This is a genomic window from Flavobacterium arundinis, assembly GCF_038289855.1.
GTDB classification, from domain to species: Bacteria; Bacteroidota; Bacteroidia; order Flavobacteriales; family Flavobacteriaceae; genus Flavobacterium; species Flavobacterium arundinis.
In genome coordinates this window covers 102,380-123,319 of the sequence record NZ_JBBYHR010000008.1, presented here as the reverse complement: position 1 = coordinate 123,319, position 20,940 = coordinate 102,380, and the positions used below count along the sequence as shown (strand labels likewise).

At 44.7% G+C, this 20,940-nt stretch carries 17 protein-coding genes and 1 pseudogene; 9 read left to right on the top strand and 9 right to left on the bottom strand.

What is annotated here, in order from left to right:
* Positions 1 to 8 precede the first annotated feature (8 nt).
* On the top strand, positions 9 to 977 hold the full coding sequence (locus tag AAEO56_RS14215) for a hypothetical protein (RefSeq protein WP_341697737.1): 969 nt from the start codon (positions 9 to 11) through the stop codon (positions 975 to 977).
* Between the two features lie 92 nt (positions 978 to 1,069).
* Here AAEO56_RS14215 and AAEO56_RS14210 read toward each other — a convergent pair whose 3' ends face one another.
* A complete protein-coding gene (locus AAEO56_RS14210; RefSeq protein WP_341697736.1) occupies positions 1,070 to 1,705 on the bottom strand; it encodes a MarC family NAAT transporter in 636 nt (211 codons plus the stop codon).
* A gap of 262 nt (positions 1,706 to 1,967) precedes the next feature.
* On the opposite strand from AAEO56_RS14210, the pseudogene AAEO56_RS14205 reads away from it, so the two are divergent.
* A pseudogene (locus tag AAEO56_RS14205) lies at positions 1,968 to 2,327 on the top strand (gliding motility lipoprotein GldH family protein); the annotation flags it as partial.
* A gap of 94 nt (positions 2,328 to 2,421) precedes the next feature.
* On the top strand, positions 2,422 to 3,504 hold the full coding sequence (locus AAEO56_RS14200) for a carboxypeptidase-like regulatory domain-containing protein (protein WP_341697735.1): 1,083 nt from the start codon (positions 2,422 to 2,424) through the stop codon (positions 3,502 to 3,504).
* A gap of 26 nt (positions 3,505 to 3,530) precedes the next feature.
* Here AAEO56_RS14200 and AAEO56_RS14195 read toward each other — a convergent pair whose 3' ends face one another.
* Complete coding sequence (locus AAEO56_RS14195; protein ID WP_341697734.1) at positions 3,531 to 4,004, bottom strand: hypothetical protein; 474 nt, start codon at positions 4,002 to 4,004, stop codon at positions 3,531 to 3,533.
* 125 nt (positions 4,005 to 4,129) lie between these two features.
* Entirely contained in the window at positions 4,130 to 4,594 is a 465-nt protein-coding gene (locus AAEO56_RS14190) for a hypothetical protein (protein ID WP_341697733.1), read from the bottom strand.
* Between the two features lie 232 nt (positions 4,595 to 4,826).
* On the opposite strand from AAEO56_RS14190, the gene AAEO56_RS14185 reads away from it, so the two are divergent.
* The 4 genes from AAEO56_RS14185 (at position 4,827) to AAEO56_RS14170 (ending at position 7,633) form a co-directional block, all read left to right on the top strand.
* Positions 4,827 to 5,432, top strand: coding sequence for a hypothetical protein (locus AAEO56_RS14185; protein ID WP_341697732.1), 606 nt, complete (start codon positions 4,827 to 4,829; stop codon positions 5,430 to 5,432).
* A 4-nt stretch (positions 5,433 to 5,436) separates the two neighbouring features.
* Positions 5,437 to 6,120 carry a hypothetical protein gene (locus AAEO56_RS14180; protein WP_341697731.1) on the top strand — a complete coding sequence of 228 codons (684 nt, stop codon included), beginning with the start codon at positions 5,437 to 5,439 and terminating at the stop codon, positions 6,118 to 6,120.
* A 74-nt stretch (positions 6,121 to 6,194) separates the two neighbouring features.
* Positions 6,195 to 6,947 (top strand): sensor histidine kinase, encoded by a 753-nt coding sequence (locus AAEO56_RS14175; protein ID WP_341697730.1) that lies wholly within the window; start codon positions 6,195 to 6,197, stop codon positions 6,945 to 6,947.
* 11 nt (positions 6,948 to 6,958) lie between these two features.
* Entirely contained in the window at positions 6,959 to 7,633 is a 675-nt protein-coding gene (locus AAEO56_RS14170) for a response regulator transcription factor (protein WP_341697729.1), read from the top strand.
* A 630-nt stretch (positions 7,634 to 8,263) separates the two neighbouring features.
* Here AAEO56_RS14170 and AAEO56_RS14165 read toward each other — a convergent pair.
* The 6 genes from AAEO56_RS14165 to AAEO56_RS14140 all read right to left on the bottom strand — a co-directional run bounded on the left by AAEO56_RS14165 (position 8,264) and on the right by AAEO56_RS14140 (position 17,649).
* The gene (locus AAEO56_RS14165; protein ID WP_341697728.1) at positions 8,264 to 9,265 is read right to left on the bottom strand and encodes a glycoside hydrolase family 5 protein; all 1,002 of its coding nucleotides are present in this window, start codon (positions 9,263 to 9,265) and stop codon (positions 8,264 to 8,266) included.
* Between the two features lies 1 nt (position 9,266).
* Positions 9,267 to 10,511 (bottom strand): glycoside hydrolase family 27 protein, encoded by a 1,245-nt coding sequence (locus tag AAEO56_RS14160; protein WP_341697727.1) that lies wholly within the window; start codon positions 10,509 to 10,511, stop codon positions 9,267 to 9,269.
* 129 nt (positions 10,512 to 10,640) lie between these two features.
* Positions 10,641 to 11,657 carry an IPT/TIG domain-containing protein gene (locus AAEO56_RS14155; RefSeq protein WP_341697726.1) on the bottom strand — a complete coding sequence of 339 codons (1,017 nt, stop codon included), beginning with the start codon at positions 11,655 to 11,657 and terminating at the stop codon, positions 10,641 to 10,643.
* Between the two features lie 12 nt (positions 11,658 to 11,669).
* Positions 11,670 to 13,262 (bottom strand): RagB/SusD family nutrient uptake outer membrane protein, encoded by a 1,593-nt coding sequence (locus AAEO56_RS14150; RefSeq protein WP_341697725.1) that lies wholly within the window; start codon positions 13,260 to 13,262, stop codon positions 11,670 to 11,672.
* Positions 13,263 to 13,278: 16 nt separating this feature from the next.
* A complete protein-coding gene (locus AAEO56_RS14145; protein ID WP_341697724.1) occupies positions 13,279 to 16,476 on the bottom strand; it encodes a SusC/RagA family TonB-linked outer membrane protein in 3,198 nt (1,065 codons plus the stop codon).
* A gap of 297 nt (positions 16,477 to 16,773) precedes the next feature.
* Positions 16,774 to 17,649, bottom strand: coding sequence for a helix-turn-helix domain-containing protein (locus AAEO56_RS14140; RefSeq protein ID WP_341697723.1), 876 nt, complete (start codon positions 17,647 to 17,649; stop codon positions 16,774 to 16,776).
* Positions 17,650 to 17,827: 178 nt separating this feature from the next.
* Here AAEO56_RS14140 and AAEO56_RS14135 point away from each other — a divergent pair, with 178 nt between their 5' ends.
* The gene (locus tag AAEO56_RS14135; protein WP_341697722.1) at positions 17,828 to 18,991 is read left to right on the top strand and encodes a glycoside hydrolase family 26 protein; all 1,164 of its coding nucleotides are present in this window, start codon (positions 17,828 to 17,830) and stop codon (positions 18,989 to 18,991) included.
* A 20-nt stretch (positions 18,992 to 19,011) separates the two neighbouring features.
* Complete coding sequence (locus tag AAEO56_RS14130) at positions 19,012 to 20,940, top strand: sodium:solute symporter family protein (RefSeq protein ID WP_341697721.1); 1,929 nt, start codon at positions 19,012 to 19,014, stop codon at positions 20,938 to 20,940.

Below are 20,940 nucleotides of genomic sequence, written 5' to 3'. Positions count from 1 at the left end.
AAACAATCATGAAAAAACTTTTTCTCCCGATACTTATCCTCGGATTCATCAATGCCCTGGCACAGGAAAGCGGCAACGTGAACTACGGGAAGAACCGCTACCAGCCGCAGGTGCAGAACATGAATAACATCATGAGCACCAACGGTGATGAGATACATATTGCCATACGCGGTATTTACAACGAAAAGCCGTCGCTGTATTCGGCTACCTTCAGCATTGTGCAGGTGGGTACCTCGCTGGAAGAGATCGACGCGCTGATGAACGAAAAGATCAACGCTATTAAAGCCGGGATAAAAGCTTCCGACCCCACCATTGAGGTGATAACCGACATGATATCGTTCGTACCCGTATATGAATATGAGGTTTCCAAAAAGATATTCAGCAAAAAGACCTACAACGAAAAGCCTGCGGGGTATGAAATGAAGAAGAACCTTATCATCAAATACAAAACGCCGGTGCTGGATAAGATCGTTTCGATCTGTGCCACGCAGGAGGTGTACGACCTGGTAAAGGTGGACTACGTTATTACTAACCTCGAGGCCATCCAGGCAAAGCTGCAGGCTCGTATGCTGGAAGAATATAATAATAAGCTAAAATATTACGCGCTGCTGCTGGGGGAGGACCTTGGCCCAAAAAAGAAAACGATAGGCGAGAATTACAATCTTGTGTACCCTGTGGAGAGCTACAGCAATTACACAGCCTTTTCGCGGTCTCAACTGCCGTATTCCAGGAACAGCGTGGTGAACGAGGTGGTGAAGAACGAAACCAGTTACTACAATCCCGTAATGGTGAAACTGCACGATTTTGTGGTGAATCCCGAGGTTACAGAACCCAGCGTCCAGGTGTTTTACGACCTGCACGTGACTATAAAAATGAAAAAGGAGGAAGAGCCAAAGCCTGTTCCCGCACCGCCCGTTGAGAAGAAGATCGTGTATGTGGTTACGGCCAATGGGGATATTAAGCAGCTGCCTTTGTAAAAGTTTATGCCTCAGTGGCAGCAGTTTATATATAACACTGGTTAAATACTGTACCGTAAGGATTGCGACTGCGACTGAAAACGGCGACTATCCTACCCGAAATCGATCGATTCCACGATATTCACAATGGAACTGGCAATGTACTGTACCCCAATGGCGATTACAATAAACCCGATGATCCTTGAGATGGCCACGATACCCGAAGCTCCCAAAATCCTGTCCAGGTAATGGGAGCTTCGCATTATTAGGAAGATTACCAATGCCACAGCAGCCATGGCAAGGCAGGCAATTATCTGGCTTTGTATAACGTCTTTATAATCCTGGTACATCGCAATAAGCAGCGATATAGAACCCGGCCCGGCAAGCATTGGGATGGCAAGTGGAGTAAGCGCGATGTCGTTGCGCTTTTGGGCATCGGTCTCTACTTCCTTGTTCACACCGCGGCTTTTGCTGAACTTTCGGTTAAGCAGCGAGAATCCTGAATTCACAATAATGAACCCACCTGCTATACGTAATGCATCGATGCTGATGCCGAAGAATGCCAGCACATACTGTCCTACATAGAACGATATGATCATGATGAGGAATACATTTATGGCAGTCCACAGCGAGATGCGCTGCCGCTCTTTTTTGGTGTCATCCTGAGTTAGCCCCACGAATATCGGGACAGCGCCAAGCGGGTTGATAACTGAAAAAAGCGATGCAAAAATGTAGATGAATAACTCCATGCCGTCTTTGTTTGTAAGGTAAAGTTACTCAAATATTATTGCGATACGTGTACCCTGACTTATTTTTTTACCTTCATAATAGCAGATGTCGGGTTGTGGCTGCACGGGAAACATAACGGTTTCATAACCCTTTTTTAAGTCTTTATAATTCGAAACCATACAGCGGTCATTCATTATTCCGGGAAAAGTAAGCACTGCCGAAAAGAGCCGTTATGCCCATAATGCCGGGCAATATCGATAGTATACATATGAAGACAGCCGCTGGATGGCGTCAGATATTAAAACATTTAACTTTAAGCTGAAAAAGGATATTGATGCAGGCGATATTAAACTAACATTCTCGCATGTGCATGAACCTCAATATGGTATAGTGCCTATAGCGGTAACTTTAAAAGACCCGTCGGGACAGATAGAAAATATAATGCTGAACGTCCCGCTTAAAGATGCAGAAGGGAATGACCTTTCAGAATGTTCCGGCGATATATGCGACCTGCATACTTTTATAAAGCAGGGCGTGCCCCTTAAAAAAGGCGATTATAAGATAACCCTGCAAAATAAGTTTGCATACGAATACCTGGCCAATGTCTTGGCGGTAGGAATAAGTGTAGAACGGGAAGAGTAGCTTTCTGTTACTGATAGTGATTACATAGCTGCCGGCGAGTACGGGCAGGGTTTCAATATTATCGCTATATTTATATCCGTAATATAATGATTAAATGAAGCAATTACTTGTTCTTTTGTTGGTGGTCCTTAGTGTGCCGGCCTTTTCCCAAACCATTTCCGGTTATGTGTACGATGAAGCAGAAAACAAACCGTTGGAAGGCGCTTTTGTGTATCTCGATGGCACAACACTGTCAGCCAGTACCGATGCTAATGGTTTTTTTCGGATAAATGCGGGACAGAAATACAATAGTGCGCTCATAATAACCTTTATAGGTTTTGAAACATTACGGGTTGAAGACCCTTTCGGCTACGGAAAGCCTTTTAAAGCACTTCTGCGCGAAGATGCCATAAGCCTGAACGAAGTTGTTATCAACAAAAAGAAAGGGCCTTTCAGCCGCAGGGAGATGATGCGGGTATTCCGGGACGAATTCCTCGGCAAGTCAAAAGCCGGAAGTTCCTGCAAAATAGAAAACGAGCAGGACATTATACTCTATTACGATCCGGATGACAACACATTGCATGCTGAAGCCACGAAGCCGCTCAGGATCATAAATGACTGCCTGCAATATAAAATCATTTTTGACCTGGCTGGTTTTGCTGTGTCCTATAAAGTTAAGAGCCTGTCGCCTTTGTATATGTCGCGCAGCTATTTTGCGGGGACTACATTTTTTACAGACATTGCGAAAAAGAAAGAAAAAGCAGAGAAGATACGTAAGGAAACCTATCTCGGTTCAACGGTGCACCTTATGAAGACCATTGTTGCGGAGGACTGGCAAAAACAAAAATTCGGGTTTTATACCGGAAGTTTTCCCGATAACCCTAAAGAATATTTTGCTGTAAGCGACAGCCTCAATTACAAAAAAGTAACCCTGCTCAAAGTCCCCGAAGCCAGTTCAGCGGAAAAAAATATTTTCATTAACGGACCGAAACCGGATGCACAGCACAAATTCAGGGGAGTTAGTTTCAATATACTCTATGACAAAAAGGAGCAATCTTCTTTTTCGTTTAACAAAGGATATTTTTATGTTGATGGCAACGGCCTTTTCTTCCCGATTAACGAACTCACATTTGGAGGATACATGGCAGGGATGAAGGCCGGCGACTTGTTGCCTGCAGATTATGAATACAAGGAATAAGGTTAACCGGAAATTAAGGGTCCGGATTATTTACAAAAAATAAGTATTGTCATACCGCCAATTTCATCCGGCATACTGATATGTAACTGGTCATCAACCAGCTTTATACCAACGGTTTCAACAGTATTTTTAGCATCGTCGTTGGTAATCTTAATTACATAAAGATCACCCTTTTTTTCAATGGTATAAGTACCGCTGGCCTCATCTCCGGCCATAGACTGCTCAAGATAATACCCTTTCTTAAATACCATAGTGCCGTTTTTATATTCAGACAGTCCATACTTTACATCTGCGATCATAGCTGCTTTCTGGCTTTCGCCCAAAGAGCTTGCAAGCTCGGGAGGCAGTTTAACCGTATCCGATTTAAAGTCCCAGAAGATGCCATTAATGTCAAAAGCGCATATCTTCCAGTCGCCTAAAAGGTCTGTTTCTGTAATCGTCTGTGCCGAAGCAAGTGCAGTCGTAAAGCAGGCAACAAAGAGTAAAATAGTTTTTTTCATGATTGGCAGTAAGTTTAGGCGAATATATTAAAATCTGCTAACGGTTGTATTGCGGTTATAGTATGCGATTAAATAAAATATCCCACGCATTGCATGGGATAATTTACGAATAGCTTTTTAAAATCTTATTGCCTGGTGTAGGCAAAATCAGCGCTGGCACCTTCACCGGCCTGTACTAAGTGAAGTTTTTTGTCTACAATAGATACCGTGATCTCTTCCGTAGTACCGTCTTCTTTAGTAAGCGTTATTATATTCTTGCCATCTTTGTTAGCAAGCACATAGGTTCCTTTTTGCTCTTCCGGGCCCATGGTCTGCCTGAGGGTTTTGCCATCAATATAGGCATAAGACTCCTGGAACATCTCCATAGCCTGTGCCATGCCTGCTTCCATCTGCTGTTTCATTTCCGGAGTCATCTTTGCTTCCTGCTCAGGAGAAAGTATTATTTTTCCCGCAACGACATCAATTTTATTTCCGGCTGCTTCAAGGGAGGCAAGCTTCCATGTGCCCTGGATGTCTTTATCGGTTAATTTTTGTGCCGAAGCTACTGTTGTAAGGCAAAAAGCCACGAACAGGTACGTTAATTTTTTCATTGTTTTAGTGTTATAATGTTGCTAATGTATTAAAATTAACGTTCGGTTGTACAGGCCGGATTATTTTTAACAGAACGTATCTGCTTGTGTACCGCATAGTAAGTAATGAAAAGGATAATTAATAATAAAATTATTACGTAGCACTTCATGTTGTAACCTGAAAAAGCTAAATTTGTTAAAACCGTAACCGGGAATTTAACAAACCCCAATTAGTAATCAATAAATTTATAGTATGACAAATCGTTCGATCTTACAGAGTATTGCCAAATGGAATGCTATCATTAAAGATGGCCCGGCGTTAGTTACAGCCCTGGGATGTGGAAACCGTTTTTCCTATACGAACACTTCGTATCCCGAGACTTCAGATTACATTCACGCTTATCCGGGGATCTATAAAAACGACCTCTTTTTTTTCCTGATTCCCCAGGCGTATGATAAAAAGGAATTCAAGGCGCAAATCTCGGCTTACACACAGCCATGCAAAGTTTTCTGGACCCTGACCGGATCGCATACTATACCCGATGTGGAGGCGAAGGCGCGTATGGACCGATGGGTCGATAATTATCAGACCTGGACACCAAAACAGGCCTCTGACCCCATAGGCATGTTCAAGGCGTTTAATATCCATGCAGATGACTTTGCGTCAGATGAGTGCATAGGTACACTGGGATTACAGATTGGCGGTGACGAAGGAATTATGACAGCGGATATGATCATTGCCAACCAAAACGACAAGACACTGATTCAATTTGACGATTATGCAACACCGGTACCTCCATATAGTGCCACTGCACCCGAACAAAGTTTTTACTTATTAGAGGCGAGCAAATTAGTTTAAATTAATGAAGTTTTCAGACTTTAGCACCTTTTTTAGTTTTTTATCCCCTGCGGTTCTTACTGCGGGGGTTATTATAGGATGGGTATATAAAAAATCTCTTGATAAAATCCATAAGAGCCTTACTTTTTACCTTTTATTAATGCTTTGCCTTGATCTTTCGGCAAGGATTTTGGGCAAACTGGGAAATAATTTTATAATACTTCTTGTATACAGTCTTATTGATTTGTGCTTTTTTTTATATCTATACAATAAACTCTTGCTGAAAAAATACAATAAAATATTTTTGATAACAGGCGTCATTGGCATAGCTTATATAGTAGGAGAAATATTTTATTTTTTCATATTGAACAAACTCGATGCAAAACAATTCCAGCCTTATTCAAAAGTAGTAGATAACTTTATAGTTGTTTTAATGGCTTTGGCATTTTACCTTGAGCGAATTAGTAATTTCAAAGAATCACACTGGAATAATTTCGTATTGAATACCGTTCTTCTGGTTTTTTTCACAATTACCCTTATAGTATTTTTGCCTTTCAATTTTCTTGTTAATGAAAAGACAGGGCTAAAATTCTATTTTTTCCATATCAATATAGTTATGATAATAGCGCTTTATATGTATCTGACTTATTCTGTATGGAAAAACGGCAGGCAGCAAAACCATAATCTGCAAAAGAAAATCACTTTGTAATTAAATACGTTATTCCATCATAACTCCAATAAAGTTCCTATTTTTGGGATATTAACAGCGTTTGAATACTCTTTATGGAAAAGTGGCAGGACCCCAAGGTAATTGCTATATGGATCACAATAATTGTTGTGCTGATATTTACCATCATCCTTTTTGTGGTAAAGATTATGCATGCAGGCTATAAACGCATGACAGAGGCCAACCTGAGGGAAGCCCAAACGCAGCTCGAACACCAGAAAATGCTGATGGAAACCAGTCTGCAGGCGCAGGAAAAAGAGCGCGGGCGCATTGCTGCCGACCTTCACGACAGCCTCATCGGCAAGCTTACGCTCATCCGTATGAAAAGCCAGATAGGGGCAGGGCTGCCGGAAATCGAAAACCTGCTTGGGGAAAGCATTACCGAGGCCCGGCGGATATCCCACGACCTTACGCCGCCACTGCTGGAATTTTCAACAGCCGAAGAACTTATTGAGCAGGTACTCCATCCCTGGAAAGAAAAATTTACCCTTGATTTTTATAGTGATGTAAGGGTTTCAGGCGACCTTTCGCCGGATATAAAAATACAGTTGCTGCGTGTGGTGCAGGAACTGCTTACCAATATTATAAAGCACGCAGGCGCCACAGAGATAAAGGTAGCCTTTCGCCATACAGAAAAAAATATCATATTGTCTGTAAACGATAACGGGCGCGGGTTTGATACAGGCCAGCTTAAAAAAGGCCTTGGGCTCAACAGCCTCGAATTCAGGATGCAGTACCTTAATGCAAAATACAGGGTTAAGTCGGCACCAGGGAAGGGCACAACCACATTTATGGCAGCAGAAATATAAACTACAGAACTATGAAAAATATCAGGATAGTAATAACCGATGATGATTCCCTTATTGTAAGCCTGCTGCAGGGATTCCTGCACAGCTGCGATGGCATGGAAGTGCTTTTTACGGCCTATAGCGGCCCGGGCCTCCTGTCGCAGCTTTCAACAGCAGCAGTATTGCCGGACATAGTATTGCTGGACCTTAAGATGGACGGCATGGACGGCATAGAGGTTACAAATCACCTCAAGGCTGATTTTCCGGATATAAAAGTAATTGTAGTTTCGTCCCATTACCAGCGCAGTTTTATGGGTTTTATGCTCAAAACGGGCGTCTCGGCATTTTTGCCGAAAGGCATTTCCCCGATCGAACTTGTGGATGTAATACGCACTGTAGACAGGCAGGGATATTATTTTAAAGAAGACCAGCTTGCTGCCGTGCGGGGCCAGATCTCCTCTAAAACGCCGAAACCGGCGCTTGATGAAGATGACTCGCTGTCGGAAAGGGAGATAGAGGTGCTTCGCCTCATCTGCCAGCAGATGACCGCTAAAGAAATTGGGGAAGTATTGTTTTTAACGCCCCGTACCGTCGAAGGCCATAAAACAACCCTGTTTGCCAAAACCGGTGCTAAAAATATTGCAGGCCTTGTGATATATGCCATACAGCATGGCTTTATAAAGGTAGATGAACTACCGGTAATGTAGCATCATGCCAAAAATACACCACTATACTATTACGTAAGGAGCGTCTGAAAAACAATGCAATTTTCGCATTTCAATTGTTATTACCTCCGTTGTGGCTAAATAATAGCGCAGGTACGTAGTAGGTTCCCTTTGCCACGATTTTTGTTATGCGGGAATTACCTGTTTTATAAAAACAGGTAATTCCTACCTATGCCCATTGATTATTTATCCCGAATTTTGACTCAGGATAAAAGATCATAATGTTTGTAGTTGCAATGCAATATTAGTCCTATCCTAATAAAAGCCGGGCGGGGTTAATAATTCGGGTACAAAGCCCCTCTTAAATACCGCACCTCCCTAACTGAATTATGTCTTACATAATCCTGCCAGCTTTTTGAATTAATGAAATATTTTCAAAGTGTTGAAAAGTTTTGATTTTTATAGATGTTGGCAGCGGGTGTGGTAGCTCGCTGCTTTTTTTTATTCGTAGTTTCAAATAACGCTCCTATGATGAGTCTTTGCGACTTTGCGTGAAACTTAAAAATTTTTGTCCTTAGCAATAGATCCGGGCAATAGCTTTGCAGAATAACAAACAAAAAGCCCCCGCTTTCGCAGAGGCTTCTAACCCAAATTTAAACTAACTCAACTATCTTAATTCCCGTCTACAGAATATTGCCTGTTTTTTCTTGCGGCACCGTTAAGGTTCCTAAGGTACTCCCTCGTTTTAATGCCGCTTTCCTTCAGGTCGGATGCTTTCCAGTTCCCGTCAGATGCCGCCGATTTTTTGAGTACGCTACACGTTTCATCTTTATCCGATACCGACCACGTGATCCAGCTTAGCCCACGCGCTTCCATCCAGGATATCCAGCGCTCCCATTCTTCAACGTTCAGCGGCCCGTCGCCCGTAGCTTCCATCCCCGCACATTCCGATATGAATATTGGCAGGCCTTTTTGAAGCGCTGCATCGGTACGGTCGCGGAGTTCCTGCTTATGTGTTGCGGCATAAAAATGCACTGTGTACATTAAGTTATTGTAACCCTTAATGGGGTCGGCAGCAGGCAGGTTGATGTCCTGGTCCCAGTGTGGGCAGCCCACAAGGATGATGTTGTCAGGATCGTTCTTGCGAATCACCTTTATCACGGCCTCGCTATAGGCTTTTACATCGGCCCAGCTTTCCTCATCGGGTTCATTGAATATCTCATAAATCACGTTCGGATGCTTCCCGTATGTTTTAGACATTTCATCAAAAAAAGCCATAGCCTCCTTAAGGTTGATGTTGTGGCTGTGCCAGTCGATGATCACATAAATATCTTCGTTAATCGCGCCATCAACAACAGCCCTTATTTTTGCTTTGGCATCGGCAGGGTTTTCTTTGTAGGTCAGGCCTTTGCTGCCGGTTTCAATGCCCATTGCAGCGCGCACCACATTGGCATGCCAGTCGTCCTTCAGCCACTTTACGGCACCGGGATTATAAAACCTTGGCCAGAAGCTGTGCCACCCAAAACTCATTCCGCGGAGCATTACCTGCTTGCCGTCTTTATTTACAAGCTGTGTGCCTTTTACACTAAGCTGGCCGTATTCTTTTACGCCCTGCCCGAAAGACAGTGCAGTAAAGAGAAGTGCGATGGAGAGTAGGTTTAAGTGTTTTTTCATACTAGTTAGTTTTAGTCAGCCTCAGGGCGATAACGTCATGGGCAGGCAGTTCGGCTTTAAAAGCTTTTTTGGTAGTAGCCGTTCCCTTATCTTTTTTGTCCCAAAGGTTTTTAATTGTATAGGCAGTAGATTTAAAAGAGGCATCCAGCTTGTTGATGTCATCGTACACTTTTTGCGTTGCCCAGTCATAGTCGATCTTTTTGGCTGTCGTGCTGCGGTTCAGGAACACAATAGCCCAGTCGCCGCCCTGTAGAGGTTTTGCCCATATTTCAAGGCCGTCTTCAGCTGTAACTTTAAAGCCCTGTATGCCCAGCTTGTCCTGGTTCACGGAAATAACTTCTTTATTAGTTAATACCTCTGTTGTTTCCTTACTCATGTTTCTCAGGTCGTTTCCGGCAATAAGCGGCGCAGCAAGCATAGCCCACATAGTAAAATGCGCCCTGTCCTCACCGGGGGTAAGCGCCCCGTTGCCAATTTCCAGCATATCCGGGTCGTTCCAGTGGCCCGGCCCTGCATAGTGCCGAAGGCCATCCTGCTTATCGAGTATCTGCATTACGCCCCAGGCTTTCCATGAGCCGTGGTCTTTTATACAGTCAAAACAGTTGTAAATATCGCCGGTTGTTCGCCATAAGTGGCCCACATTCTGTCCCCATTTCCAGGGTTCATCGGTGCCCCATTCGCAAATGCTAAGCACTATTGGCCTCCCGGCACGCTTCAGCCCTGCAGTGATAGTTTTATAAGCGCCTTCAGCCTTCAGGCCTTCGGTATTACACCAGTCGTATTTTAAATAGTCGATACCCCACGAGGCATAGGTCATCGCATCCTGGAATTCATAGCCGCGGCTGCCGGGCCTTCCGCCACACGTCTGGCTTCCGGCATCGCTGTAAATACCCAGCTTAAGTCCCTTGCCGTGTACATAATCGGCCAGTGCCTTCATGCCGTTCGGGAAACGTTTCGGATCGGGATGGATAAATCCCTGTGCATCCCTGTCGCCATGCCAGCAGTCATCTATGTTGATGTAAGTGTAACCCGCATCTTTCATCCCGGTAGTTACCATGGCATCGGCCATTTGCTTTATCATGTCCTCATCTACATTGCTGGCAAATTTGTTCCAGCTGTTCCAGCCCATCGGCGGAGTCATGGCCAGGTTTTGGTATTTGGTATAATCCTGTACATAATTATTGCCCTGCGCTGTTGCGTAAAAGGTTGCCAATACTGCAAAAAGGGAACATATTGTCTTTTTCATTGTTTAAATAATCTCACGTTAGGCGTTCAGTGCAAACATTCCTGCAGGTTTTTCTTATCATGGTGTTTTACCTTAAAAATACTCCCCGACAAAGCCAGGGAGTTCACAAAAACAACTTATATATGATCGTTAATCAACAGTGTACCCAAAATTATCGAAGTAATAGTTATGCGCTGCACCGGTAAATTCCTGGAATGTTATATTCTGTAGCGCAGCAGGGTTGCCCAGCTCTGCCCATGTATAACGGTATTCTGTCCACTCGGTACCGGTAGTCACAGCTTTCGAAGCATCACCCCAGCCATTGCCGTTGATGATTGGCACAAGTTTGCCCGCATCGTCAGAACGTATCCAGAAATGGATGCCGGTGTACTGCGACAGCTGATCGTTATAGGCCCAGTTACCCTGTATGTTATCCCATCCGTTAATAGTTTTCTTGATGAATTTTACACCCTGGTACGCTTTGGCCGCATCAGTTACATAGGTATGGTTGTTCCATGATTCAATGTCCCATGGTGCGTAAAAGGCATCGTCGTATATAGCCGTTCCTACAGCAGTTCCCCATTCCGATTCCCCCGAAATAGTAGTCACTGTTACTTTCTTTAGCTGTGAGCCAGGAGGCAGTATCGCTACGATTTCGGTTAAAGTATTCGAAACTACTTCTGCCTGCACCCCGCCAACGGTTACCACGGGATTAAGGAAGAACGACCCATAAATAGTGATTTGCTCGCCGTCGGCAGCATTAACCGGCTGGAAGCTCCTCACGTTAGGTGCAGGAGGCGCTACCACAAAGTGGTAAATAGCAGTTCCGCCACTGGTAACTACTTTCAGCTCGTCCGGTGCGTTTTCATAGGGTGTGTTCCTGTCAATGGTCACAAGTATTACTTCGTCAGTCACGAAGGTAGAATTGAAATACGTATCCGTTTCGTTGAAATAGATCTTTTGGGTATTTGTAAATCCTTTACCCCGTATGATGTACATGTTATCTGCATAGCCTTTGTCTACCAGCGAATCGTTTTGTGCCAGGCTTACGCTTTCAATAACGGGCTGTCCGCCTCCTGCATTTTCATCATCGCTGCATGCGGTGAACAGCGTTATCGAGAATATCGTGAGTAATCCCAATAAATGTTTAAAGTTAAAATTTTTCATCTTGTAATTTTTTTAATTGAATTGATAAGGAACCGGATCTGCCAGCAATAATGGGTTTTTGGCCACATCATTATCGGGGTAGTCCAGGTAAAAATCAGACTCGTCAGGTGTAAAGTGCTCTTCAAGGAACATATTACCCCTGTTTTGCGCAGCTATAATAGCGATTGCCTGTGCCCTTGGGATCCTACAGAGGTCGAACCAGAAGTCGCCTTCAAAGCATAGCTCGCGCCTTCTTTCAAGGAAAATATCGTCAAACGTAATAGTGGCAAGTGCAGGCTGGTTGGCTCTCGCCCTTACCGCATTGAAAGAAGCCAGCGCTCCCGCATCCGAAGTACTGTTACCGCCGGCAAGCACTGCTTCGGCATGAATCAGTAATAGTTCTGCATAACGCATTATATACGTGTTGTTTTCCATCATCGCCCAGTTATCTACTGGCCCTGTAGCATTCCCGTTCACGATACCTATACAGTATTTTTTTATGGCGGCACCTGCATTCTGGCCGCCTATCTGGTCGGCAGCAGGTACTGTAAAGCCAACCTGTTCTGTAGTACCATTCACGATAACCTTCACATTAGGATAGTTATCTCCCGGGACCATTATTGTTTCGTGCTTTCTTATATCACCGGCTTCATAAAGGTCAAGTACGTCCTGCGAAGGCGCGAACACGCCGCCATAGGAAGCATTAGAGGTTGTAAGCGCAGCCGTACTGATGCCAAACTGCGTGTTGCAGTTGCTCGCCGAACCGTAATTACCATCAGTCACCCATTGCAGTGCAAAAATAGATTCTTCGTTATTGTTATTAGGGTAGGTAAACAGGTCGCCGAAACCTTTAGAAGGAAGCTGTGTACCGCCAAGCAACTTGAATTCATTGCTGTTAATAACCTCTTCTGCAAGTTCCCTTGCTTCGGCATATTCGCCCTGGTACAGGTGCACCTTTGCCAGCATTGCCTTAGCAGAACCTTTTGATACATGGCCGTTATTGGCATAGTTCGAAGTCCTTACTTTTTCATACAGCTTTTCTATAGCCGTATTGTAATCGCTTTCTATAAGGGTATATACATCCTCGATCCTGTTGGTGTTTATGTTTGGTGTACCTACATAATCAAGGTTGTTCTCGATAATAGGCACCGGCCCCCATAGCCTCACCAGGTAGAAATAAGCAGTAGCCCTCATAAAGTAAGCTTCGCCAATAGTATTTTGCAGTACTGCGTCATCTACTCCCGGGCCCACACGGTCGGCAAGAAAGTTGATGATGGCATTGGCCTGTGCTACATTTGCCCAAAGCGACCTCCAGCCCTGGTTTAGCTCAGGGTCGCTCCCGTTAAGCGAGAAGTTGCGCATGGCGCTAACGTCGCTTGAGCCGGAGTACATATTGCCCGAGCCCACCTCGGCCACAGCAAAGAAAAATTTATTATGTAACTGGAACCATGTCCTGGAATACATACCGTTGGTAGCCGATGCTACCTGGTCATTCGAGCTGTAATAAGCATCAAGGCTTATGGCGTCTTCCGGCGGCCTGTTGGTAAAATCCTCGGCGCAGGACGATAGTATTGTAAATACAATTGCTAAGCTGAACAATTTGTATGTGTTGCGGAATCTTTTCATTTTCTTTTTCTTTTTTTTAAAATTCTACATTTATTCCCAAAGACCACGTTCTCGGTGTAGGGTACCTTCCATTGTCAATTCCTGTAAGGAGCTGGTTTTGGTTAAAGGAACCTATCTCAGGGTCATAGCCACTGTATTTCGTAAAAGTGTGAAGGTTCTGCACAGTGCCGTATATCCTGAACCGTGTCAGCTTTATTTTGCTTATAAGGTCCTGCGGCAGGTTATAACCCAGTGTTACATTCTGTATCCTTGCATACGATCCGTCTTCTATATAGCGGCTGGATATCTGTACGTTAGGGTTACTTGTAGATCCTATAGGCCTTGGTATATCCGTGTTGGTGTTTTCCGGGGTCCAGTAGTTGGCAGCATCCACAAGCGCATTCTGGTAAAGCTGCGCGTTCGATGTGCCGTTCCTGTAAGTGAGGTTCATGATATCATTGCCTACAGAACCCTGTACGAATACCGAAAGATCGAAATTCTTGTATTTGAAGTTGTTGGTAAAGCCAAAAGTGAAATCTGGATGTGGGTTGCCGATAAATGTTTTATCGTTGGCATCCACAACACCGTTGCCGTCAACATCTTTATATTTCACGTCGCCAAGGTAGGTTTGCCCTGCACCCGTCCCAACGCTTTGCCCAAACTGTAACGGGGCATTATCAAGCTGCTCCTGAGTGGTAAACAAACCTTCTGCTACATAGCCGTAGAACATTCCTATAGGGTGGCCTACCTGGGTATTGGTTGCCACAACCGGTATATAGCCGTTGGTGTTTACTTCCTGTGTCAGCGGAAGCCCGTCCTGTATAGCCGTAAGCTGGTTCCTGTAGCGCGAGAACACCAGGGTAGAATTCCATTCGAAATCGCTGTTGCCTTTTGTAGTATACGTGAGTGTTATGTCGATACCTTTATTTTCCATTTCTCCAAGGTTAGAGTAGGGCGAATCAATACCGCCATACTGTGCACCGCCGCCTGTAAGGTAGTCCGGCAGCGGAACCTGGAACAGGAACCCGTCGGAGGTCTTTTTATAGAAATCAACACTGGCGCCTATCCTTGAGTCAAGCAGCGTGAAGTCGATACCCAGGTTCGTTTGCTGCATCGATTCCCATGTAAGGTTGGGGTTCGGTATGTTAGCTACAAGGAACCCTGAACCAAGGCCTGAATTCTGCTGGTTAAGCAAGGCCGTATATCGGTTATTGCCTATCTGCTGGTTACCGGTTTCTCCATAGCCCAGCCTGAATTTGATGTTATCTATATATTTGCGGGTGCCTTCCATGAAGCTTTCATTAGACAATTTCCATGAGCCCGATACCGCCGGAAAATACCCCCATTGGTTGTTAGTTGTAGGGTCGAATTTAGAAGATTTGTCAGCCCTGTAGGAAGCAGAGATGCCGTATTTGTTGTCAAAGTCATAAATAACACGGCCAAAGAACGAATAAATCGCTGCGCTGCCTTTGTAGCTGGTTACGGTGTTTTGTGCCGGGTCGGCAAGGTTAAGCCCATAAGGCGAGTTACTTTGGAACCCTGTTCCATAAGCCGAAATTCCCGACCAGTGGCTGTCGTTAGCTTCCTGTCCTGCCAATACGGTAAACTTGTGTTTTCCAAGGGCTTTGTCATACGTTAGTAAGTTCTTAAGGTTGACAGAGTACCAGTTTTGCCTCCTGTCATAAAGGTCGGCGCTTTGGTTTACCTGTACGCCCCAGTTATAGGCAGGAGTGAATTCGGTATTGTCAGAAAACTCAGTATTGGCCCCAAGTTCAACCCTGTATTTCAGGCCTTTTATAATTTCTGCCTCGGCATATACATTGCCTAAAAAGTTTTTTCTTACCAGTTTGTTGTCCTTAGAAAGCGCCTCGGCCACAGGGTTAAAATAGGTCGAGTTAAGTGCGTTGTCGAGCGGGCCTGCGAATGAGCCATCAGGATTTCGTACCGGTATGTCCGGAGCCTGTAATAGTGTATTGCTGATGATACCGCCGTAACTCTGGTTGATGGTAAGGATTTCGTTAGTGATACCCGTGTTCACGTTCGCACCAACCCTTAGCCAATCCTTCACTTTAGAGTCCAGGTTAAGCCTCATCGTGTATCGTTTGTAGCCGGAGCCCAAAAGCGTTCCCTGCTGGTCAAGGAAACCGCCGGAAAGATAGTAGGAAGTAGATTCGCTTCCTCCCGAAAAGGAAAGCTGGTGACTCTTTGAAATGGCTGTCTGGTATACGGCATCCTGCCAGTCGGTACCGGTACCCAATAGCTCAGGGTGTGCAAATTCCGGACGAAGCTGGTCTGGTGCGGTACCGAAAAGGAGTGATAGCGCATTTTGATGTGCGGCATACTGGCGCAGGTTCAGCACGTCCAGCTTTTTATAGATGCTTGAGGTAGAGGTATAGCCTTCATAGGTCAGTTTTCCGGTTCCTTTCCTGCCGGATTTGGTAGTGATGATGATAACACCGTTAGCGCCTCTGGAACCGTAAATAGCCGTTGCCGAAGCATCTTTAAGGATGTCTATAGACTGGATATCGTTAGGGTTTATCATCGATAAAGGGCTTACAGCGTTATTACCAGAGCCTCCGCTCGATGAGAAATCGTTGCCTGCTATAGGCCTGCCGCTCATCGATTTGCCTGTCGCATCTCCCGAAACCGGCACACCGTCGATAACATAAAGCGGCTCATTTGTGCCTGATATAGAGGTGGTTCCGCGAACGCGTATGGATACCGCACTGCCCGGCTGCCCGGAGTTGTTGGTTACCGATACACCTGCGGCTTTACCCTGTATCATTTGGTCTACAGTAGTTTGCTTAAGGTTTTCGATGTCTTTGGTGCGGATGGTAGATACAGCGCTGTTTACGTCGTCCTTCTTTTGCGTTCCGTAGCCTATTACTACTACTTCATCAAGTTGCTCTGCGTTTTCGGCAAGGGCAATGTTGATTTCCTTCCTGCCGTTCACCTTAATTTCCTGTGTTGCAAAGCCTATAAAGCTGTATACAAGTACACCGTCGGCGGGAACATCGATAGAATACTGTCCGTCAACGTTGGTAGACACCCCGGTTCCGGTGCCTTTAACGGTTACGTTTACCCCCGGAATGGTCATGCCGTTGCCGTCGGACACAACACCTGTAACCGTGTTTTGCGCCTGTGCGGCACCCGCGCAGCACAACAGGATGAGGTAAACCAGGGTTTTGCCCCTCGTGCACCATTTAATAAGATCATAAAGTAGAGTATTACCCATAGTAATTTGTGTTTGGTTAGTTACTAAATCTTAAAATAAATAACAAATTCTTTTAGCTATCAATAATTTTAAGGATAGATTATTGATAAAAACAAATTTATGGGAGTTGTTAAGCGTTTGTTAATATTATTTTATCATTTAATGATAATATTTTCTCTAACGTTTGCGTAAATGTTACTATACAAGGTATGGCCGAAAATCAATTATAATTTAAAACGCTGAAAATCAAATAATAATACTTTTTGCATTTTGTATTTATACGAAAAATACCACCTGTATTTTTTAATCAAATAGGTATTATAAAAAGCGTTTCATACCGTAAAACTCCTCGCGGTACTGGCTTGGGGTGGTATTTTTTATGCTTTTGAAAATGCGGTTAAAGTTGGCGATATTATTAAATCCCGACTTGAATGCGATCTCCGAAATGCTGAGGTCTTTTTCTACCAGCCAGCGTGCCGCGTAACCCACCCTGATGTCGTTGAGGTAATTTACAAAGGTCTTGCCGGTGCGCTTTTTAATAAATCGGTTAAAGGATACCGGGCTCATATTGGCAGTGTCAGAAACATCGTCGAGCGTGATCTTGTTCGAAAAGTTTTTCTGGACGTATTCATACACCAATTTCATTTTGTCATCATCTTCAAAAGTATCGTAGTCAACAGTGAAGGTAGAAAGCAGCCTTTGGTTCCGTGAGTTGGCCATGTCGTGCAGTATCGAAATGATCTCCAGGAAATAATCCATCCCGTCTAGCTTCGATATCTGTATCAATCGGTCCGCAAGCTCTTTTCCTGTTTTTTTAGAAAAGAGAATGCCGTGGTTGGCCCGGTTGAACATGTCCTTTATCGGCATCATAATCCTGCGCTGCAAAAGCGAGTCGCTAAACAGGTCGTTGTGGAACTGTATCGTGATCTCGTGTATTTTTTTGTTTTTGCATTTGTTAAGTTCCCATCCGTGGTACAGGTTGGGGCCGACTAATACTAATTCGACATCATCGATCTCTTCGATATGGTCGCCCACGATGCGTTTTACTCCTTTGCCATTCAGTATGAAGTTGATTTCGAACTCTTCGTGGTAATGTATCGGGAAGTCGAATGTGTCTTTAGTACGGTCAAAAACAAGGAAACTGTCTCCTTTGGTGAGCGGCGGGATTTCGCGGTGGAATTTGCGGTTGTCCATTTCTGTCAATTTATTTGCAATTATATGATATAATATTGATAAAATAATATTAACTTAAATTTATGACTCAAATTATCTTTGGCATTATCAAAAAAGTGTCTTTAAAATTACACTGTTCTAAATTATAGATTTAAATATTTGTCAAATTCACAATACTATCTCACTAAATTTGAAGCAGATGCAAAACCCGGTCCGAAATATATTTATCCTTTTAGCTGCCTTTTTGCTCCTGATTTCCTGCAAAGGGACGTCACAAACGGTAACTTCGGGTACGCTTCCTGTCGATAAAAATGCTACGAAAGAAACTATTGCATTATACAAAAACCTGTTCCGCCTGAAAGAAAAAGGATATATGTTCGGGCACCAGGATGCGCTGGCTTATGGGGTAGAGTGGAAGTACGAAGCGGGCAGGAGCGATATCAAGGATGTAACGGGCGATTATCCTGCGGTATATGGTTGGGACCTTGGCCGTATCGAGAATAGAGAAGATAAAGACCTTGATGGCGTACCATTTGCAAAGATGCGCGAATTCATGAAGCAGGTGTACGACCGCGGCGGCGTGAATACCGTTAGCTGGCACGTAAATAATCCCCTTAGCGGCAAAGATGCCTGGGACAATGCTCCCGGTACAGTTGTTTCGGTACTTCCCGGAGGCTCACAGCATGAAAAATACAAAGGCTGGATGGACAATGCAGCCGAATTCCTTTTATCCTTAAAAGGCAGTGACGGCAAGCCAATTCCTATATTATACAGGCCTTACCATGAATTTACAGGCGACTGGTTCTGGTGGTGCAAAAATACGACAACCCCGGAGCAGTTTAAGGAGTTGTGGAAATTCACCGTGACCTATTTCCAGAGCAAAGGCGTGCACAACCTCATTTACGTGTACAATACGTCGAATGAAAACGTAACAACAAAGGCCGACTTCATGGGATATTATCCTGGCGATGAATGGGTTGACGTTGTGAGTTTCGATATTTACCAGGGCGGCGACGGTGCGAAAAGGGATAAGTTTATTACAGATATTAAAAAGCTGGTTTCCATAATAACCGATGTAGCCAAAGAGCATAACAAGCTTTCGGCTATTGCAGAGACGGGCTATGAAGCCGTACCGGATGCAAAATGGTGGACGGGCACACTTGCCGAAGCCATTGGCAAACAGCAGATATCGTATGTTCTGGTATGGCGCAACCACGGCTGGAACGAATGGATGAAGCCGCCACGCATGCACTATTACGCGCCTTATAAAGGGCAGGTATCCGAAAAGGATTTCACAGATTTCTATAAAAAAGATAATACATTGTTCCAAAGCGATGTAACCAAAGAAAAATTATACCGATAGGTGTATAAGCCAACAAACGAATGAGATTAACAGTCATAGACCTTACAATAATCGCCCTTTATTTTGTAATGATGATCATTATAGGGGTCGTCATGAAAAACCGCGCAAAGCGCAGCAAGGACAGCTACCTTATGGGAGGCAAAAAGCTGCCATGGTACATGCTCGGGCTTAGCGATGCCAGCGATATGTTCGACATCAGCGGTACGATGCTGCTCGTGAGCATGGCCTTCCTGTACGGTTTCAAGAGCGTTTGGATCCCATGGATGTGGCCGGTTTTCAACCAGGTGTTCCTAATGGTGTTCCTGAGCAAATGGCTCCGCCGCAGCAACGCTACTACCGGCGCCGAATGGCTGGGCACGCGTTTTGGGCTTACAGATAAAGGTGTTAGGGAAAGCCATGCTATTGTGGTGGTTTTCGCACTGATGCTTTGCATTGGCTATATGGCGTACGCGTTCGTAGGTGTGGGCGAGTTCCTCGAGATATTCATACCTTATGAAACTATTAAGGAGGTCGTACCGTTCCTGGACCAGCACCTTGACCATTACATTGCAGGATCGGCAGATTATACAGCAGCATTATATGAAGCAAAAAACATCACGGCGCAATTTTACGGGGTAAGCATCTGCTTGGTAGCAACGTTCTACAGTATCGTGGGCGGGATGCACGGCATTGTGCTTGCCGACTTCATCAAATACATGATCATGATCGTGTGTTCCATTTTTGTTGGGACGATAGCCATGATCCACCTGGCAGACTCCGGTATCGTATTTGCCGACAAGATGCCGCTGGGCTGGGACAACCCATTATTCGGGAAAGAATTGGGCCTCGACTGGCAGCACATTTTAGCGGATGCCCAGGTAAAACTGGAGAAAGACGGTTATAAATTATTCTCGGCAGTAGTGGGTATGATGTTCTTCTCGGGCGTTCTGAAAAGCCTTGCCGGGCCTGCGCCAAATTACGATTGCCAAAAAATACTAAGTACTAAATCACCGGAAGAAGCCAGCAAGATGAGCGGCTTCATTTCTATCATATTGTTGCCGATACGCTACTTTATGACCATGGGGTTGTGCATCTTGGGCGTGCTCTACTTCAAAGACCTTGACCTAAGCCAGTCGGCGAATGGCGTTAACTTCGAGAGTATTATGCCTGCGGTTATCAATAAATACCTGCCGGTTGGGTTGGTTGGCCTTGTGCTTGCCGGGTTTCTCGGTGCATTTATGAGCAACTTCTCCGGAACGCTGAATGCAGGGCAGGCATACATTGTAAATGACATTTATTTAAAATACATAAAGCCTGATGCCGAAAGGAAGCAGGTTATTACCATGAGCTACATTTCGGGTGCGGTAATGGTAGTCCTTGGCGTAGGCCTCGGCCTGCTGATACGCGACATCAACATGATATTCAATATCATTACGGCAGGGCTTTACGGCGGGTTCGTTTGTGCCAACGTGCTCAAATGGTATTGGTGGCGCTTCAATGCCAGCGGTTTTTTCTGGGGGATGTTTGCCGGTATCATTGCAAGCGCCATTCCGCCGGCCCTTTCGGTAAGCGGCGTTACGGATTATTTTGACGGTACCCGCATGCTGTATTTCTTCCCGGTATTTATCGTGATACAGCTCATCGCTTGCATACTCGGTTCCTATGCCGCACCTCCGACAAACGAGGAAACACTGAAAGAATTCTACAAGACGGTAAGGCCGTGGGGCTTTTGGAAACCGGTACGCATGAAAATACAGGCCGCGGAAGATCCGGGAATACAAAAGAACAGGAATTTTGGCATCAACATGGCCAATGTGGCTATGGGCATAACAGGGCAGGTACTGCTTACGCTATTGCCTATGTATTTTATATTGTCGAAATGGACAGGCTTCGGTATCGTGCTGGCGCTGCTGGCCGTAATATTTACTGTGATGAAGAGCACCTGGTGGAACAGGCTCAGGGATTTTTAA

Excerpts from the sequence above, each read along its gene's own strand:
- AAEO56_RS14170 (WP_341697729.1), top strand. The coding sequence starts at position 6,959 with ATGAAAAATATCAGGATAGTAATAACCGATGATGATTCCCTTATTGTA.
- AAEO56_RS14140 (WP_341697723.1), bottom strand. The coding sequence starts at position 17,649 with ATGGACAACCGCAAATTCCACCGCGAAATCCCGCCGCTCACCAAAGGA.
- AAEO56_RS14145 (WP_341697724.1), bottom strand. The coding sequence starts at position 16,476 with ATGGGTAATACTCTACTTTATGATCTTATTAAATGGTGCACGAGGGGC.
- AAEO56_RS14195 (WP_341697734.1), bottom strand. The coding sequence starts at position 4,004 with ATGAAAAAAACTATTTTACTCTTTGTTGCCTGCTTTACGACTGCACTT.
- AAEO56_RS14180 (WP_341697731.1), top strand. The coding sequence starts at position 5,437 with ATGAAGTTTTCAGACTTTAGCACCTTTTTTAGTTTTTTATCCCCTGCG.
- AAEO56_RS14215 (WP_341697737.1), top strand. The coding sequence starts at position 9 with ATGAAAAAACTTTTTCTCCCGATACTTATCCTCGGATTCATCAATGCC.
- AAEO56_RS14185 (WP_341697732.1), top strand. The coding sequence starts at position 4,827 with ATGACAAATCGTTCGATCTTACAGAGTATTGCCAAATGGAATGCTATC.
- AAEO56_RS14155 (WP_341697726.1), bottom strand. The coding sequence starts at position 11,657 with ATGAAAAATTTTAACTTTAAACATTTATTGGGATTACTCACGATATTC.
- AAEO56_RS14190 (WP_341697733.1), bottom strand. The coding sequence starts at position 4,594 with ATGAAAAAATTAACGTACCTGTTCGTGGCTTTTTGCCTTACAACAGTA.
- AAEO56_RS14165 (WP_341697728.1), bottom strand. The coding sequence starts at position 9,265 with ATGAAAAAACACTTAAACCTACTCTCCATCGCACTTCTCTTTACTGCA.
- AAEO56_RS14130 (WP_341697721.1), top strand. The coding sequence starts at position 19,012 with ATGAGATTAACAGTCATAGACCTTACAATAATCGCCCTTTATTTTGTA.
- AAEO56_RS14135 (WP_341697722.1), top strand. The coding sequence starts at position 17,828 with ATGCAAAACCCGGTCCGAAATATATTTATCCTTTTAGCTGCCTTTTTG.
- AAEO56_RS14210 (WP_341697736.1), bottom strand. The coding sequence starts at position 1,705 with ATGGAGTTATTCATCTACATTTTTGCATCGCTTTTTTCAGTTATCAAC.
- AAEO56_RS14175 (WP_341697730.1), top strand. The coding sequence starts at position 6,195 with ATGGAAAAGTGGCAGGACCCCAAGGTAATTGCTATATGGATCACAATA.
- AAEO56_RS14200 (WP_341697735.1), top strand. The coding sequence starts at position 2,422 with ATGAAGCAATTACTTGTTCTTTTGTTGGTGGTCCTTAGTGTGCCGGCC.
- AAEO56_RS14160 (WP_341697727.1), bottom strand. The coding sequence starts at position 10,511 with ATGAAAAAGACAATATGTTCCCTTTTTGCAGTATTGGCAACCTTTTAC.
- AAEO56_RS14150 (WP_341697725.1), bottom strand. The coding sequence starts at position 13,262 with ATGAAAAGATTCCGCAACACATACAAATTGTTCAGCTTAGCAATTGTA.